Origin of the sequence: Neobacillus vireti (genome assembly GCF_036962465.1) — a bacterium.
GTDB lineage: Bacteria > Bacillota > Bacilli > Bacillales > Cytobacillaceae > Neobacillus > Neobacillus vireti_B.
The window spans coordinates 70,151-85,351 of record NZ_JBALNF010000022.1 but is presented as its reverse complement, the minus strand read 5'-3'; the positions used below and the strand labels follow the sequence as shown (position 1 = coordinate 85,351).

At 37.0% G+C, this 15,201-nt stretch carries 15 protein-coding genes and 1 pseudogene; 13 read left to right on the top strand and 3 right to left on the bottom strand.

Annotated elements, in window-relative coordinates; translation table 11 throughout:
- Positions 1 to 33 precede the first annotated feature (33 nt).
- The 3 genes from V7077_RS09740 (at position 34) to V7077_RS09730 (ending at position 4,491) form a co-directional block, all read left to right on the top strand.
- Positions 34 to 1,347: a murein hydrolase activator EnvC family protein gene (locus V7077_RS09740; protein ID WP_335500857.1), complete on the top strand. Its 1,314-nt coding sequence runs from the start codon at positions 34 to 36 to the stop codon at positions 1,345 to 1,347.
- A 178-nt stretch (positions 1,348 to 1,525) separates the two neighbouring features.
- Positions 1,526 to 2,980 carry a S41 family peptidase gene (locus V7077_RS09735; protein WP_335500855.1) on the top strand — a complete coding sequence of 485 codons (1,455 nt, stop codon included), beginning with the start codon at positions 1,526 to 1,528 and terminating at the stop codon, positions 2,978 to 2,980.
- Between the two features lie 317 nt (positions 2,981 to 3,297).
- Complete coding sequence (locus V7077_RS09730) at positions 3,298 to 4,491, top strand: PDZ domain-containing protein (protein WP_335500852.1); 1,194 nt, start codon at positions 3,298 to 3,300, stop codon at positions 4,489 to 4,491.
- A 451-nt stretch (positions 4,492 to 4,942) separates the two neighbouring features.
- On the opposite strand, the gene V7077_RS09725 is transcribed toward V7077_RS09730, so the two are convergent.
- Together V7077_RS09725 and V7077_RS09720 are read right to left on the bottom strand one after the other, a co-directional pair.
- Positions 4,943 to 5,581 (bottom strand): HD domain-containing protein, encoded by a 639-nt coding sequence (locus V7077_RS09725; RefSeq protein ID WP_335500850.1) that lies wholly within the window; start codon positions 5,579 to 5,581, stop codon positions 4,943 to 4,945.
- A gap of 348 nt (positions 5,582 to 5,929) precedes the next feature.
- Complete coding sequence (locus V7077_RS09720; protein ID WP_335500848.1) at positions 5,930 to 7,114, bottom strand: MFS transporter; 1,185 nt, start codon at positions 7,112 to 7,114, stop codon at positions 5,930 to 5,932.
- A gap of 114 nt (positions 7,115 to 7,228) precedes the next feature.
- Here V7077_RS09720 and V7077_RS09715 point away from each other — a divergent pair, with 114 nt between their 5' ends.
- The gene (locus V7077_RS09715) at positions 7,229 to 7,531 is read left to right on the top strand and encodes an ArsR/SmtB family transcription factor (protein WP_335500846.1); all 303 of its coding nucleotides are present in this window, start codon (positions 7,229 to 7,231) and stop codon (positions 7,529 to 7,531) included.
- Between the two features lie 188 nt (positions 7,532 to 7,719).
- Here the strand turns inward: V7077_RS09715 and V7077_RS09710 are convergent, their stop codons facing one another.
- Complete coding sequence (locus V7077_RS09710) at positions 7,720 to 8,211, bottom strand: RrF2 family transcriptional regulator (RefSeq protein WP_335500844.1); 492 nt, start codon at positions 8,209 to 8,211, stop codon at positions 7,720 to 7,722.
- A 203-nt stretch (positions 8,212 to 8,414) separates the two neighbouring features.
- Between V7077_RS09710 and V7077_RS09705 the strand changes: the two genes are divergently transcribed.
- The 9 genes and pseudogenes from V7077_RS09705 to V7077_RS09665 all read left to right on the top strand — a co-directional run bounded on the left by V7077_RS09705 (position 8,415) and on the right by V7077_RS09665 (position 15,133).
- A complete protein-coding gene (locus V7077_RS09705; RefSeq protein WP_335500842.1) occupies positions 8,415 to 9,068 on the top strand; it encodes an FMN-dependent NADH-azoreductase in 654 nt (217 codons plus the stop codon).
- 31 nt (positions 9,069 to 9,099) lie between these two features.
- A complete protein-coding gene (locus tag V7077_RS09700; protein ID WP_335500840.1) occupies positions 9,100 to 9,543 on the top strand; it encodes a carboxymuconolactone decarboxylase family protein in 444 nt (147 codons plus the stop codon).
- A gap of 124 nt (positions 9,544 to 9,667) precedes the next feature.
- A pseudogene (locus V7077_RS09695) lies at positions 9,668 to 9,772 on the top strand (3-ketoacyl-ACP reductase); the annotation flags it as partial.
- A 489-nt stretch (positions 9,773 to 10,261) separates the two neighbouring features.
- Entirely contained in the window at positions 10,262 to 10,852 is a 591-nt protein-coding gene (locus tag V7077_RS09690) for a hypothetical protein (RefSeq protein WP_335500838.1), read from the top strand.
- A 376-nt stretch (positions 10,853 to 11,228) separates the two neighbouring features.
- Positions 11,229 to 11,807: a TetR/AcrR family transcriptional regulator gene (locus V7077_RS09685; RefSeq protein ID WP_335500837.1), complete on the top strand. Its 579-nt coding sequence runs from the start codon at positions 11,229 to 11,231 to the stop codon at positions 11,805 to 11,807.
- Positions 11,808 to 11,876: 69 nt separating this feature from the next.
- Entirely contained in the window at positions 11,877 to 13,055 is a 1,179-nt protein-coding gene (locus tag V7077_RS09680; protein WP_335500836.1) for an MFS transporter, read from the top strand.
- A 176-nt stretch (positions 13,056 to 13,231) separates the two neighbouring features.
- On the top strand, positions 13,232 to 13,792 hold the full coding sequence (locus tag V7077_RS09675; protein ID WP_335500834.1) for a VanZ family protein: 561 nt from the start codon (positions 13,232 to 13,234) through the stop codon (positions 13,790 to 13,792).
- Between the two features lie 125 nt (positions 13,793 to 13,917).
- Positions 13,918 to 14,358 (top strand): carboxymuconolactone decarboxylase family protein, encoded by a 441-nt coding sequence (locus V7077_RS09670; RefSeq protein ID WP_335500832.1) that lies wholly within the window; start codon positions 13,918 to 13,920, stop codon positions 14,356 to 14,358.
- A gap of 178 nt (positions 14,359 to 14,536) precedes the next feature.
- On the top strand, positions 14,537 to 15,133 hold the full coding sequence (locus tag V7077_RS09665) for a DUF6518 family protein (protein ID WP_335500830.1): 597 nt from the start codon (positions 14,537 to 14,539) through the stop codon (positions 15,131 to 15,133).
- Positions 15,134 to 15,201: the final 68 nt, after the last annotated feature.

Below are 15,201 nucleotides of genomic sequence, written 5' to 3'. Positions count from 1 at the left end.
CTGTGTATAGAGAGATGGAGGGAACAATCGGTTATGAGGAAATCAATAGTTACCCTTGCCGTGACGGCAACGGTGGGGTTTGGAACCATTTTTGGAGGAACATCTGTTAGAACAGAGGCTGCTTCTATTTCCAGCTTAAAAGGTGAGCAGAATAAAATTCAAGAACAGCGCTCCGATATCAATTCCACTATTAATCAGAAAAGCAATCAGATTACTGATCTACAGAATCAGCAGGCAGATGTAAAAGATGAAATTACTAGACTAGATAAGGCAATTGCTGACTCAACCAATAAAATTAATGAAACAAACGCTAAATTAGAAAGTACCAAAGCTGAAATTCTGAAACTTCAAGGGGAAATGGAAGTCATTAAAGATCGGATTGAGAAACGTAATATCCTCTTAAAAGACAGAGCCCGCAGCTATCAGGAAACAGGCGGAATGGTTAACTATCTCGATGTTTTAATGGGGGCCACAAGTTTTAGTGACTTTGTCGATCGTGCCAATGCCGTCGTGACGATTATGCAGGCTGACCAGGCTATATTAAAAGAACACGAGGCAGATAAACAGGCATTAGAAACAAAACAAAAGCAAGTTCAAGCCAATCTTGCCAGCATCGAAAAAATGGTGGAAGACTTACAAACCTTAAAACAGCAATTAAATGTGCAAAAAGCAGATAAAGATAAATTATTAGCGAGCTTGAAGGATCAAGAAAATGAAGTCCACGAAGGTTTAATGGATTTACAAGAGCAGGATGCCCTTCTTGCCGCTCAACAATCAGCTATTCAGACAGCCATCAAGATGGAGCAGGAAGCCCAAGCGAAAGCGGCTGCCGAAGCAGCAAAGGCAGCAGAGGCTGCTAAGCGTCAGGCGGCAAGCAGCAACAGCAGTACAAGTTCTAGCAGCAGTTCTGGCCGTGTAAGTTCCGGAGCAACTCCTGGTGTATCCAGCGGTTATTGGACACAGCCAGCTGTCGGCTATTTAAGCTCTGGTTTTGGAGGGCGAGGCAGTGAAATGCACTTCGGTGTAGACATTGCCAACCATACAGCGGTGCCGATAGTGGCGGCAGCTGATGGGGTCGTCATTCGTTCCTATTTATCTAGCACATATGGAAATTGTATCTTTGTCTCCCATTCTATTAATGGACAAGTTTATACCACTGTCTATGCTCATATGACCACCCGTTTGGTCGGCGGTGGAGCCGTTGTGAAAAAAGGCCAGCAAATCGGTGTGATGGGTAACACCGGTGCATCTCATGGCCAGCACTTACACTTTGAACTTCATAAAGGCCCGTGGACACAGGATAAGCGCTTTGCGATTAATCCCGTCGGCATTGTGCCATTACCATAGCAAAAAAGGAAGGAACCAACTGGTTTCTTCCTTTTTACTTTTTTACGATTCTTGTGTCCCTCCCGCTTTTCTAATCATAACACGTCCATTTCTTACATATAAGTTAATAATCGGGCAGGGGTTCGGTTGAATTTGACTATCTGAAGGACAGGCATTTTTTACTTGAGGAGGATTCAGGATGAATCGTAGATGGATGGCCCTGTTAATGACAGGTTCACTGCTGACAGGAGCAGGGGGCACTTATGCGGGAATGACTTATTTTAATAAAACAGAAGCTGCAGCAAAATTGGAGCAAGCAGTCAGTCCTAAAGAAAAAGCAGCCTCCTCCGAGGCAAATACAGATAATCTTGTTAAGGTTGAGCAGGCTTATGAGCTTATTTCCAGCCGTTATGTCGAAAAGGTAGACCATGACCAATTAGTTGAAGGGGCCATTCAGGGGATGCTGTCTGTTTTAAAGGACCCATATTCGGTTTATATGGACAAGGACACAGCGAAGCAATTTACCCAAACTTTGTCCTCATCTTTTGAAGGAATTGGTGCCGAGGTCGGCATGGTGGATGGGAAAATTGTTATAGTGTCGCCTTTTAAAAACTCGCCTGCCGAAAAAGCCGGCATCAAGCCAAATGACCAAATCTTAAAGGTAAATGGAAAAAGTATCGAGGGGCTTGATTTAAATAAAGCTACCCTCAAAATCCGTGGAAAAAAAGGTACGACTGTTGAACTTGAAATCGCTAGAAAAGGCTTAAAAGAACCGTTGAGTATTGATGTGAAACGTGATGAAATCCCGCTTGAGACCGTTCATTCTTCAATCAAGAAACAAGATGGCAAAAAGATTGGCTATATTGAAATCACCTCGTTCTCCGAAGATACCGCTGCCGATTTTAAGAAAGACCTAAAGGCGCTTGAGAATGATCATATTAAGGGACTGGTCCTTGATGTACGCGGTAATCCGGGCGGCTTATTAGATAGTGTTGGCGAAATCTTAAAAGAGTTCGTTCCAAAAAATAAACCATATGTGCAAATTGAGCAGCGCAACGGCGAGAAACAACGCTTCTTTTCAACCCTTTCTAAGAAAAAGAATTATCCAGTCTTAGTCCTAGTTAACAAAGGCAGTGCGTCTGCATCTGAAATTTTGGCAGGTTCTCTCCAGGAGGCGGACGGTTATAAGCTTGTGGGCGAAACGACGTTTGGCAAAGGGACGGTCCAGCAGGCGATTCCAATGGGAGATGGCAGTAATATTAAGCTGACATTGGCTAAGTGGCTGACACCGGATGGTAACTGGATTCATAAGAAAGGAATCAAACCGGATGTTGCCATTAAGCAGCCAGCCATCTTTAATACCCATCCTATTCAAGTAAGTAAGCCACTGGTGGAAGATATGAACAATGAGCAAGTCAAGAATGCTCAAGAAATATTAGACGGATTGGGATTTGAACCGGGCCGGAAAGATGGTTATTTTAGTGAGGAAACCAAGGTGGCAGTGAAGGGCTTCCAGCAGGAGCATAATCTGCCGTCTACCGGAAAAATTGATGAAAAGACAGCGGCTAAGCTGGAGGAGGCGGCAGTAAAGGAAATGAAAAAAGAGAAAAATGATTTACAACTGAAAATGGCATTAAAATTAATAGCGGAATAAACTCGGCAGGGGCTTTAAGCCTCTGTTTTTTTGTGGTCGAATGATCGTCGGGTTCATTTATGGGATGTGGGAAGAAGTGACTAACTTCGCAGAATTATCAAGAATTTCCACGGAAATAGTCGCAGATTTCGCCGAAATCCTCCAGAAGTTGACGGAATACCTCTCAAAATGGGCAGAATCGGCACCGTACGAGGACAAAATTTTGCTTACTTCTAAAAACTAGCAATATGTTTTATGTTATTAATTTGGTAAAATAAAGTTTAAGAGATTTTTATTTCACATTTTTAGAAATTTTTAATAGAGGCAGGTGGCAGGAAATGGTAGAAACGTGGCTTGTGGAATTATTAAAAGGGGCAGGCAGATTCTTTCTTCATCCTGTTTTATACTATCTCGTTTTCCTTGCCGGGATATTAGGTGTTAAAAGGGTAAAACGTGAGCGGAAAAATTTTCATATACGGGCGGAAGATGCCTATTTTGAACTGCGGCAGCTATTTCCATTGGGAATTTTTATTGGACTCATTTTGTCGATTATCACGATTGCTGCAGGTATCGCAGTACCATTTGCTGCAATCTTACTGATTGCCGGTTTCACGCTGATCTGGTCATTAACGACCCATATACGGTTGATGTCACCAGCGTATACAATTGGCGCTGCATTTTTCGCGATCATTATGATTGCGCAAAATAATTGGTCGATTCCACTCTTTTCAAAGGCGTTTTCTTCGATTGATGATAAAGTCTATCCATCATTGGTGGTTATCCTTGGATTATTATTACTTGCCGAAGGTATCCTGATTTTTAAAAATGCCAGCAAGGGTTCTTCCCCTAAGCTTGCGAAGAGTAAGCGCGGACAAGTGGTTGGAGTTCATGAAGTGAAGCGGCTATGGATGGTGCCCTTGTTCCTGCTGATTCCTGGGAATGCCTTGCATCTCCCTTTTGAATGGTGGCCGGTCTTTCATTTGGGGGCAAAGGAGTATTCATTGATTTTTGTACCGTTCGCGATTGGCTTCCATCAGCAAATTAAAGGCATGCTCCCAAAAGAGTCGATTCAGCTCCATGGGCGCCGGGTCATCGTTCTGGGGGTGGTGATTTCACTGCTTTCGCTTGCAGGGTATTGGTTTCCGTTGTTGTCGATTGTTGTCGCGGCAGTGGCAGTCATTGGCCGGGAATTACTAGTATTAATCGCCTATTTGAAGGATGACAGCAGGGCATCGTATTTTTCTAAGAAGAATAACGGTGTGATGATTATCGGGATTATTCCGGAATCTCCGGCAAGTAAAATGGGCCTTCAGGTTGGGGAAATTATTTCGAAGACCAACGGGGTTTTAGTCCGCGATGAACAAACCTTTTATGAAGCGTTGCAAAAAAACCGCGCCCACTGTAAGCTTGAAGTTTTCGACACAAACGGCGAAATCCGCTTTGTGCAGCGTGCTCTTTATGAAGGAGACCATCACGAGCTCGGCGTCTTGTTTGTGCAGGGTGACCGGAAGTTTGATGAGAAGATTGGATAGTGTAATTTTTCATAAACAAACGGAATTCGTTAAAAAATCTCCGGAATGTTTTTTCAAAATCTGCTGGAAATTTGTCACTTTTTATAGGAATGAAATATCTTTATTTCGCGCAATAATCACCAAAGAAAAGCTCGACTATATGTCGAGCTTTTCTAATATACTGTTATACCACTTTAGTTGTTAAGAGGTGATATTTTATGGAAAAAATTGCAGTGTTCTTTGGAACCGCCAACATTCGGTTAAAATTGTATTTTCTACCATATCCAATTCTATTTAATATCTAGGGAAAAATCATTAAACCCCTTAATCCACTTATATGTACTCTTCTTAAAGCAGGCTTTGGGTATTGAGTTACTCCCATCTATCAAGAAATCATCTTTCAATATCATTCTCCCGTGGATAAAAATTGGTGATATAAACCTAGATCAAACAATTGTGTTTTATTGCTTGATTAATCTTTCCAGGGTGAGTGTAATAACAATTCACAGTAATTTTTTTGTTTATAGTTCGGTTCAAAGAATTTAATAACATCATAATTCATATTACCATAGGTAGTTTCTGGTTTGTGCTTAAAACCTTCATAGAAAGCAGGAATCATATCTTGTTTGAAATTATTACGTGGGAATGCTTTTATAATTTCTTCTCTCAAATCAACTGGAAATTGTTCAAAACCTTTTCCAACAACATCTAAAGATACACCTGAGTTCAGTAATGATACTTCAGATTCTTTATGTTCTGCTATACCAACTGTTGTATGCAATGCCACTGCATCCCAGACAAGACGGATTGACTCATCTGGAACTTGATAATGTTGCAAAAAGCTTCTTGCAGCATTTGCACCATCTACTTCAAATCGTAAATCTGGACTACTATACTCCTTTGTTAACCCTAAATCATGGAATAATGCACTGATATATAGTAACTCTAAATCAAATTTCTTATTAGCCTTTTTCCCCGTAATGGCACCAAATAGAAATGCACGATTTGAATGGTTCCATAATAAATCACCTCCGTGTTCTCTTAAAATATCTTGTGCATCCCTTGCTAATATAGAATCCGGAATTTTAATACCTGCTACTTCAATAAGCATAATCTAAAACACCTTTCTAATTAAATAGTCTCTTCTAAAGAAGGAAATTCTGTTTCCTGCATATCTGCGAAGACAATATGTCCAGTTCTTGAAAGTGATCGAGCGGTAAAAGCACCAATCCACTTGAAGCTCCTGTTATAACTTATATCTGTTTTTCTCCACTACTCATTATCATCCCTCCTTATTTAAATTATGCAAACTCACATTTAAAACTCTTCCATTTAACAATAATGGTGTTGCTTTTGGACATGAAGATACTGCATTAACGATGATTTCCTTTACGACTCAATTCGTGAGCCAATACCATTGTCATGATACAACCGCCGCTTTAATACCAGTAAATCGATATTAAGCAGTGGTATTTGCTGCATCAATTTGCGGATTAGAAGGTAAAACCCCACTTTTTATGAAAAAGATCAAGGAAAAAATAAAACAAAGTCCTGTAAAAAAACTAACAGAAATAAAACCGCCGATATTTGAGTAGAGCATTCCAGCTACAAAAGATCCTACAGTTGTTCCCAAATACATTGATGCATTTGCAAGTGATGCGATCGTTCCACGTGCTGAAATAGAAAGTGTTTGTAACAAGCTCATCATAAGTGGGAAAGCCATTCCCACGACGAGAAAAATTAAAAAATATGTAACTTTTACGTATATTATATTTTGTAAAAATGGTAGTACCAGATAAAGCAAAACCAGCAGCAATACTCCAAAAATCAGTGAGGGTTTTATGCCCATCTGTTTAACCCAGCCACTTCCAAAAAAACTGCTTATTGTATTACCTAAGCCAAGAAATAAAAACACGGTTCCAATACTCGCAATGTTGAGTTGAAATTTGTCAGAAAGCCATGTACCGATAAACGAGAATGCTGCAAAATTTCCTAATTGAAAGATAAAATATGCAAGAAAAGCTAATTTTGATCCCGATTCACCGAGTAGAGTATGATATCGTTCTAAAATAGAAGGTGATTTTTCCTGTGATAGAACTGATGGCATGTCTGGTAATAAAAAGGCAATAAAAATGACTAATAGGAAAGAACAGACTCCGATAACAATAAATGGAGTTGGCCAACCCAAAGTAGCTAGATAACTACCGATTGGCACACCTAACATCTGAGAAACAGCTAGTCCTGCAGTGGCTATGCCCATAGCTTTTAATATTTTATTTGATGGGACTAACTGCGGAATAGCAGCCCAAACCTGAGGTGAAGTAAACGCAGCACTAACTCCTGCTAAAAAACGAAATACAAACATAATCCAAAAGCCAGTAGAATACCCACATAGGAAGGTGGATATACCAAAACTAGTCATCCCAACGAGCATCACTTTTTTACGATTCCAACCATCCGACAGAGGTCCAGAAATTAAAGCAAACAAAGCATATCCTAAAGCATAGGCAGAAACAATCCACCCGGACCTTTCAATAGAAATATTAAAAACATCACGAAGTGTTGGTAAAAGTGGTGAAACAATAAACGTGTCAGTTCCGATGATAAACATGATAAAGAAAAATAAAGTTAATATTTTTTTCATGTTGGTCCTCCTTATTTCTATTGTTCGAATATAATCGAACAATAGAAATATATCACCAACTATGATATAATGCAATTATTATTTTATTTAATAATTTTTATGTAGGTGACTAAATTGAGAACACTTTACCATCCTAGTTATAATGAAATTAATTTATCAACCGTACTTTATGCCCTTAGTGACCAAATAAGGCTCAACATAATTAAGAGTTTAGCTGAAAATGGCGAACAATCGTGTAGTAATCTGGAAATTCCTGTTGCAAAATCGACCCTCTCTCATCACTTTAAGGTGCTTAGAGAGTCAGGTGTTATTTACACAAGATTAGAAGGTACTCAACGGTTTATATCTCTCCGAGATGATGTTTTAAATACGCGTTTTCCTGGTTTACTAACGGCTATTTTACAAGGATTAGGATAAACGTATCTTTTAAAAACTGTTCTTATGAGGGAGTTTAGTTAAAAGGAAAATATTGAAGAGTTTAAAGGAATTAAAGCGGCTGCAGTCAGGGTAAGCTATAATTGCAAGGATTGTTTACGTACACACATTGATATAAAAAACCTCCCATGAAATTGCTACAAAAATAGCAATTTCATGAGAGGTTTTTTTTATGTGTTTCTCTTCGAAAAATATTTCCGAGTATCTTCACGTATTTGTTTGGATAAAACACTACCAAGTTCTTCATTTAACCATGCAAGTGATTTACTGCGTAAGTCATCACGCATCTTTTCCTCTGCAGAGAGCATAACTGAATTGATGGTGCAAAAGGAGGGAGCTACACAGCAATTCTCTCTATAGAGATACCCATTAGCTTTAATATTTTTACATTGAAAAATAGGCTTACGACCTTCAACCGCTTCAACTACATCCCAAAAGGATATATCTTCCGGAGATCTAGATAATCTATATCCTCCTTTTACCCCAGGCACAGAACTTACAATTCCAGCCTTAGATAATTTACCGAAAACTTTTGAAAGAAATGTCTCAGGAAGACCTTGGAATTCTGCCAAATCCTTTATCCCAATACTATCGTTGGAAGGAACATCAATTAAATAAACCAGACAATGTAAAGCATATTCAACTCCGACACTATACTGCATATAAACTCACCTGCCTTTGATTTTAAGGGTTATCAAATTGTATCTTAGGTGTATTTAGAGTTTTAGTCAAATAAAAGAATCCCTTTTGGGTAATTCATATTCATTTGACAAAAATAATTATAGTGTTATTATGGACTTAGTTAATCGACGATTAACTAAGTCCACAATAGGAACTTAAAATTTATTTTAGAGGGGAAATAAAAATGAACAAAACACTTATCATTAACGCACATCCAAAAGTAGATGATACATCTTCAGTAAGCTTGCAGGTTTTTAACCACTTTTTGAAAGCATATAAAAATTTAATTCCTGACAGCGAAGCAATTGAACAGATTAATTTGTATAGTGATGTAGTGCCTATGATAGATCAAACAGTTTTAACAGCATGGGAAAAACAACAAAAAGGACAGGGGCTAACTCGCCAAGAACAACAAGTAATGGAGCGCATGACCGAGATCTTACAACAATTTAAAAGTGCAAATACGTACGTCATCGTTTTACCTTTGCATAATTTTAATATCCCATCGAAGTTAAAAGATTATATGGACAATATCATGATTGCACGTGAAACTTTTAAATACACTGAAAATGGCTCAGTGGGTCTCCTTACAGACGGGCGGAGAATACTTATCATACAAGCAAGTGGAGCAATCTATACCAATAATGATTGGTATACAGAAGTTGATTACTCTAACAAATACTTGAAGTCGATGTTTAATTTCCTTGGTATTGAAGATTATCAAATTATTCGTGCACAAGGAACTGCTTTATTAGATCAAAATGAAGTATTACAAAAAGCATATAAAGAAGCTGAAGAAGCTGCTTCAAAATTAGCATCTGAATTAACACGATCTTAAATATAGAAAGAAATATAAGGAGGAAATAATAATGGAACCACGAGTTGATTATTACAATGTAGTACCAGAAGCAATGAAGATCATGATGGAAATGGAGAAGTATACGAAAACGACTAATATAGACCGTAAACTACGTGAGCTTATTAAAATTCGTGCTTCTCAAATCAACGGCTGTGCATTTTGTTTAAATATGCACACAGCGGATGCTCGAAAAATGGGTGAAACAGAACAACGAATATATTGTATTAGTGCATGGGAAGAGTGTGAATTCTATACAGAAGCTGAAAAAGTAGCTTTAGAGTTGACAGAGTATGTGACTTTGGTTTCGACAAAACGTGTTCCAGATGAGCTTTATCAAAGAGTACGTGAACATTATGACGAAAGACAATATGTTGACCTTATACTAATAATCAATCAAATAAACAATTGGAATAGACTTTCTATTTCAATGGGTAATATAGCAACCGAAAAATAAATAACCTCAACATCATAGTTTTATAGTTAAACAGGAGGCGGGGGTGGTTTCCCCCGAATCCTTATAACACCACCAAACCTCGAGTAATAGGAATGGACTAGGTTAGCAATTACCCATTGATTATAAACGCCTAGGAACACCTGAAGATATTGCCGATACAGTATTATATTTAGCGACAATAGGACATTGGATTAATGGTCAAATATTTTCAAATGGGGGCCTTGCATAATATTTAGGAGCAGCTCGGAGAAAATCCAATGTAAGAGGTTGTTTCCACAGCGAATGCAACTAACTTCTTGGCATCATTAAACCGATCTATTTCCCATTCGAAGGCTTGAGCTCTTGGCTCTATGTGAGATAAGTGGATTCACGCAAAAATCATTAACCTTCTATGGCTTAATGATTTTTGAAGACCAGTGATAGGAATAATTACATTCTTTTAGAAAAAGAAAGAAGTACAAAAGTATATTACAGTTTTTATTTCGCGTATGTGAAGGGGTTGCTGAAGCAGTTTAGTTTAAATAACTGGTTTTAGTCTTTTTGTTTTATTCACTCATAATTCCTATCCTTCTATAGGACAATAATAGTATTGAATATTTTTTGTGGGTAATGAAAAATGCCTGTAGCAAATCAAGTAAACCATTCTTACATTGAGCTAAACCGTGCAATCCACTTTGAAAAGTCGAACTATATATGAAGTGAAAAGTAAGGGAGAAAGATGACGTCGAAAATATGGTGGTATTACTTATTGGTTATCATTGGTGCAATCATGATAATCTTCATAGGTTTCAAAAAAAAAAAGATTCTCGACATTTTTTCGTTTTTTGTTTTCGTAACAGCGATCTCATGGATATTGGAATTATTTATACTTTTGATGTTAAATGCTTATGACTATAAACCTGGACTTTTCGAAGATCCTGCTGCGGAAAATATTGCAGGTCATTTGATAGCGAATACAGCTTTATGGAGCTCAACCGCGATTTTAGTCATGTACTTACAGCTTTCGGTGCCATGGCTTTGCTTTATATCAGTTTCATTTATGTTTATTGAAGAACTATTTCTTAAAGTTGATGCCTATGAGCACAATTGGTGGAAGACATGCATGACTGGAATCGGGGTTTTTCTGTTTATGTGGGCTATGAAAAAATGGTACTCAAAATTCTATAGGAATTGGTACAAATTAATGCGGCTTATCACTATTTGGATGATAGCATGGGTCCTGATAACAACTACATCATCGACACTTATCCTATTGGGAATCTCTTTTATGATGTTAACTGGGGCGAAAATATCTATCGGACGAGTGTAGCATTTAGCGGATTATTTTACAATGTGTTTATGGCGTCCGATTTTACAATGTGTTTATGGCGTCCGATTTTACCTTATTTGTTAGTGTTATTAAAAAACGTTATTGGTGCGTGGTACCATTATTCCTAATTATTTCAGGGGACCTACTCTTTAATTACCTTCACATTTTAAGTCTTTACCATGGCTGGAATGTAATCGATCTAGCTATTCTTCGTACACTTTCCTTAGGAGTGTTTATTATATGTGAAATATATACATTGAAACAAGAAGGAACTAACAAACTGTTGGCTTGACTTTAGTAACACTTGACATAAACAGTTTTAAAGGTTTTAATAAAAAAGAACAATCGGTCTTTTTTTAGAGGGAGGGTTGATAAAATGAATAAAGGCGAAAGAACGAAAAAATATATTATCGAACGCTCATCCACTTTATTTAACACAATTGGCTATAAATCCACTTCTATCGCTGAAATAATGAAGGCCACTGGATTGAAAAAAGGAGGGATATTCTACCATTTTGATAGTAAAGAGGATTTAGCTAAAGCTTCATTTTCCTACTCGTTGATGACATTAAAAGAAAGTTATTTACAAGCAATTATGTCTAAAGAGACTGCAAAAGAACAATTTCAAGCTTTTACGTCTATTTTTATGACTCTATTGAATAATGACATCTTAGTCGGGGGATGTCCTTTAATGAATGCAGCTATTGAAGCTGACGATTCCAACATTTTAATTGAAGATTCCGTTAAGGAAGGCTTTTCTGGTTTAATAAATATTATTAAATCAATAATTGAGTTTGGAAAGAATAAAAATGAAATTGACGAACATGTTGATTCTGAACAGATGGCTGTGTTCATTCTTTCCTCTATGGAAGGTGCATTGGCCCTCAGCAGATTATATAAAGATAAGCGATATTTAGACATGGTTATCGTGCAGATAAAATCACTGCTTTTCTAATTCTATAAAATTATTCTTTTTTTTGAATAAAAAAAGACCAAACGGTCCTTTTTAGAAAGTTGGCTGAAAATGAAAAAAATGCTATGGGTTGTCCTTATGATGTCGTGTGGAGCTACGTTTATTTCATCAATATTTCCTTTATACAGTGAATATTATCGGCTAAGTAGTCTGGAAATCACCATTTTGTTTGCCGTTTATGCCTGTATCCTGCTTCCGACATTGTTTGTTGTAGGAGCCAGAGGGAGTGTCTGGGGATTAAAAAGGGTTCTGCGCTGGAGTATAGGAATTTCAATCGTATCTACATTGCTCTTTTTGGTAAGTTTCAATATCTGGATGCTCTATGTGGCAAGAATTTTGGAAGGCATTGCATATGGTGCTTTCACAGGTACTGCTAGTGCTTTCCTATTAAAACAAACCTCTCACAATAAAGTGAGTACGGCAATCAAGTTATCAGGTGTAACTGTAAACTTTGGTTTTGGTCTAGGCCCAGCAATTTCCGGTTTAATCTTGCAATATGTTCATTTCCAACCGCTTCGATTACCATATTGGATTCTGCTCGGCATGTTATTGAGCTCCCTGGTATTCCTGGAAATGTTACCGAAGGATGAAGATTTCCAAACGCAAAGACCGGCTAAAACTAAAATCTCACTCGGTGTTCCCAATAACATTCGTTCCCATTTTTTGTGTTTTATCGGATTACCTATCTTTACTGTTTTTACATTAGGCGGAATTGTATTTTCTCTTATTCCTACATTCACCAAGAACGTAATGCATACCGCCAATCTCTCTATTCCAGGTTTATTAATATTATTGCTTTTAGGCGGGGGAGCCTTGATGCAGTTTTTTCCTCGGCCGTATAACTCCATTACACGGATGCGTATGGGAATCCTATTTCTTTCAATTGGATCATGGGTTATTGTTTTTTCTGGTCAGACAGAGAATTTATTTTTGCTTTGGGCCGGATTTTTTATTCAAGGTATTGGTGCCGGATGGACGTTTCAAGCTTCATTATGGTTTGCCAGCCAATTGCCGAAGCAGGAAGATCGCCCGCGAGTAATTTCAGCATTTTATTTATGCGCATATTCAGGTTTCATTGTTCCAGTTATTGGCGTCGGACTGCTGACTCAAATTTTTAGTTTGAACGTATCGTTGATTCTATTAAATTTGTTTGCATCACTAATTGTGATCTATGTGTTGATTTATTCTGTGGAATTTAATCGGTTTTATTCTAAAGGTATAGCCCAGTAACTATTTAATACTATTAGCATTAAAGAAGCATTATAACTAACACTCTTAATATGTAAATATTGACAGCGTTTGGCCTTGTTTAGGGGCAGATGGGAAGTTAATTACGTTCTTCCGTAGTTCGAAAAATATATTTAATGGCTTAAGTGTACCCATACTAATAAGGAGACATAAAGATTATGATTACAATAAATTCATGGTATATTTTACTTCCTGTATTTATTCTCTTTTTACTATCTCTTATCATTGGAACTAGAAAAAAGATCTATAGGGCAGGGCAATACTTTTTATTAATAACGTTGGCTATATACCTTTTAGCACTGATTCATTTAGTTTTCTTTCCCTTAGAGGTTTATTTAGGACAATATAAATCCACACAACCATTATGGCAACAGTTTTTGCATGAATTTAATTTTATTCCTGTCTTAACAATTGACCTATCAAGTTTTGTATTAAACGTCATTCTGTTCATCCCTTTTGGAGTTTATTTACCGCTTCTAAGCAGTAACATAGTTTCTGTAAAAAAAGCAGCAAAGTATGGTTTCTTCCTTAGTTTATCAATTGAAATATTACAGTTTATAATTGAATTCACATTAGGGAGCGGCCGAATCGAAGATATTAACGACATTATTGCTAATACGCTCGGGGCTGCAGTTGGATTTATAATAGTGAGGAAATTGGTAAAAATAAAACCCGTCAAGGAATTGATTTCTAAATTTTCATTATCAAAAACTGCATAACACCATTTTGGAATGGTTTGAATTCCTTCTAAGTATACAAGTATTTAATTGGCGATTTGTGATTTTAGTTATCCTTAAGGATAAAATTATGTATTTAGCGAATGAATTTTTTGGAGGTTATAAAATTGGAAAATCGAATCGATTATTATAATGTAGCAACAGAAGCCCTTAAAATAATGATGGAAATGGAGAAGTATACGAAAACCACTAATATAGACCGTAAACTACGTGAGCTTATTAAAATTCGTGCTTCTCAAATCAACGGCTGTGCATTTTGTTTAAATATGCACACAGCGGATGCTCGAAAAATGGGTGAAACAGAACAACGAATATATTGTATTAGTGCATGGGAAGAGTGTGAATTCTATACAGAAGCTGAAAAAGTAGCTTTAGAGTTGACAGAGTATGTGACTTTGGTGTCGACAAAACGTGTTCCAGAAGAGCTTTATCAACGAGTACGTAAGCACTATGATGAGAAACAGTATGTTGACCTTATTCTGATCATTAATCAAATTAACAACTGGAATAGAATTTCTATTTCAATGGGAAATACAGCAACAAAATAATTTATTCCAAACACACTCATGACTCTTCGTCAGTTAACAGGGCTTACTTCAATAAAAAAGGAGATTAATCCCCTTTGTTAATGAAGTAAGCTGACAGTTTAGTCTAAGTATACTTCTAAAAAAGTAACTTAGATAAATGGGATTTGTATTTCTCCAAAACTTTAGCAGGTGAAAAATCTTGAAACTTTGGAATGGTGTTTTTATATCATTTTTCATAGGAATTATAGTAGGAATACTGACAGTTTTAGGGCAAGGAGTCCTTCCAGGAAGCTGGAACTTGCTCGCTAACTCTCGAGTATCTTGGCTTTTACCTTCCTTTTTTATAGGTGCAATGGGTTCAACAAAAACAAAATCAGCATCATTTAGCATGATAAGCCTTCTTGGAATGTTTATTGGCTACTATGGGTATGCAATGCAGATACAAAATGTACCTCATTCACTTTACTTTATATTGATTTGGACTGGAGCAGCAATTGTGGGTGGCACCATTTTTGGAATTGCTGGTTTTTTATGGAGAAGGGACAATGGGGTTAAACATAAATTTGGAAGTGCCCTAATTGGTGGAGTGTTTATTAGTGAAGGATTGGATAAATTTATTCATATTAATGACTATCGCCATATGTTGAATGTAGGTTTAGTTCAAATCGTAATAGGTTTTACATTGTTTTTAGTTTTGGAACGTACAAACAAAGGACGTATTTTTTCCCTAATTATGGCGTTGCCAATTCTTATTTTAGGTATTATTGGGTTTCAAATTTTGCATTTTTTAACCTAGGGTTTGAAAGCCGTACTTGTCCAAAATCCTCACGATAAATGTTCGTTTGTGATACATTCTCCTTTAAC

Coding starts and splice junctions, on each gene's coding strand:
- V7077_RS09740 (WP_335500857.1), top strand. CDS start 34: ATGAGGAAATCAATAGTTACCCTTGCCGTGACGGCAACGGTGGGGTTT.
- V7077_RS09735 (WP_335500855.1), top strand. CDS start 1,526: ATGAATCGTAGATGGATGGCCCTGTTAATGACAGGTTCACTGCTGACA.
- V7077_RS09730 (WP_335500852.1), top strand. CDS start 3,298: ATGGTAGAAACGTGGCTTGTGGAATTATTAAAAGGGGCAGGCAGATTC.
- V7077_RS09725 (WP_335500850.1), bottom strand. CDS start 5,581: ATGCTTATTGAAGTAGCAGGTATTAAAATTCCGGATTCTATATTAGCA.
- V7077_RS09720 (WP_335500848.1), bottom strand. CDS start 7,114: ATGAAAAAAATATTAACTTTATTTTTCTTTATCATGTTTATCATCGGA.
- V7077_RS09710 (WP_335500844.1), bottom strand. CDS start 8,211: ATGCAGTATAGTGTCGGAGTTGAATATGCTTTACATTGTCTGGTTTAT.
- V7077_RS09705 (WP_335500842.1), top strand. CDS start 8,415: ATGAACAAAACACTTATCATTAACGCACATCCAAAAGTAGATGATACA.
- V7077_RS09700 (WP_335500840.1), top strand. CDS start 9,100: ATGGAACCACGAGTTGATTATTACAATGTAGTACCAGAAGCAATGAAG.
- V7077_RS09690 (WP_335500838.1), top strand. CDS start 10,262: ATGACGTCGAAAATATGGTGGTATTACTTATTGGTTATCATTGGTGCA.
- V7077_RS09685 (WP_335500837.1), top strand. CDS start 11,229: ATGAATAAAGGCGAAAGAACGAAAAAATATATTATCGAACGCTCATCC.
- V7077_RS09680 (WP_335500836.1), top strand. CDS start 11,877: ATGAAAAAAATGCTATGGGTTGTCCTTATGATGTCGTGTGGAGCTACG.
- V7077_RS09675 (WP_335500834.1), top strand. CDS start 13,232: ATGATTACAATAAATTCATGGTATATTTTACTTCCTGTATTTATTCTC.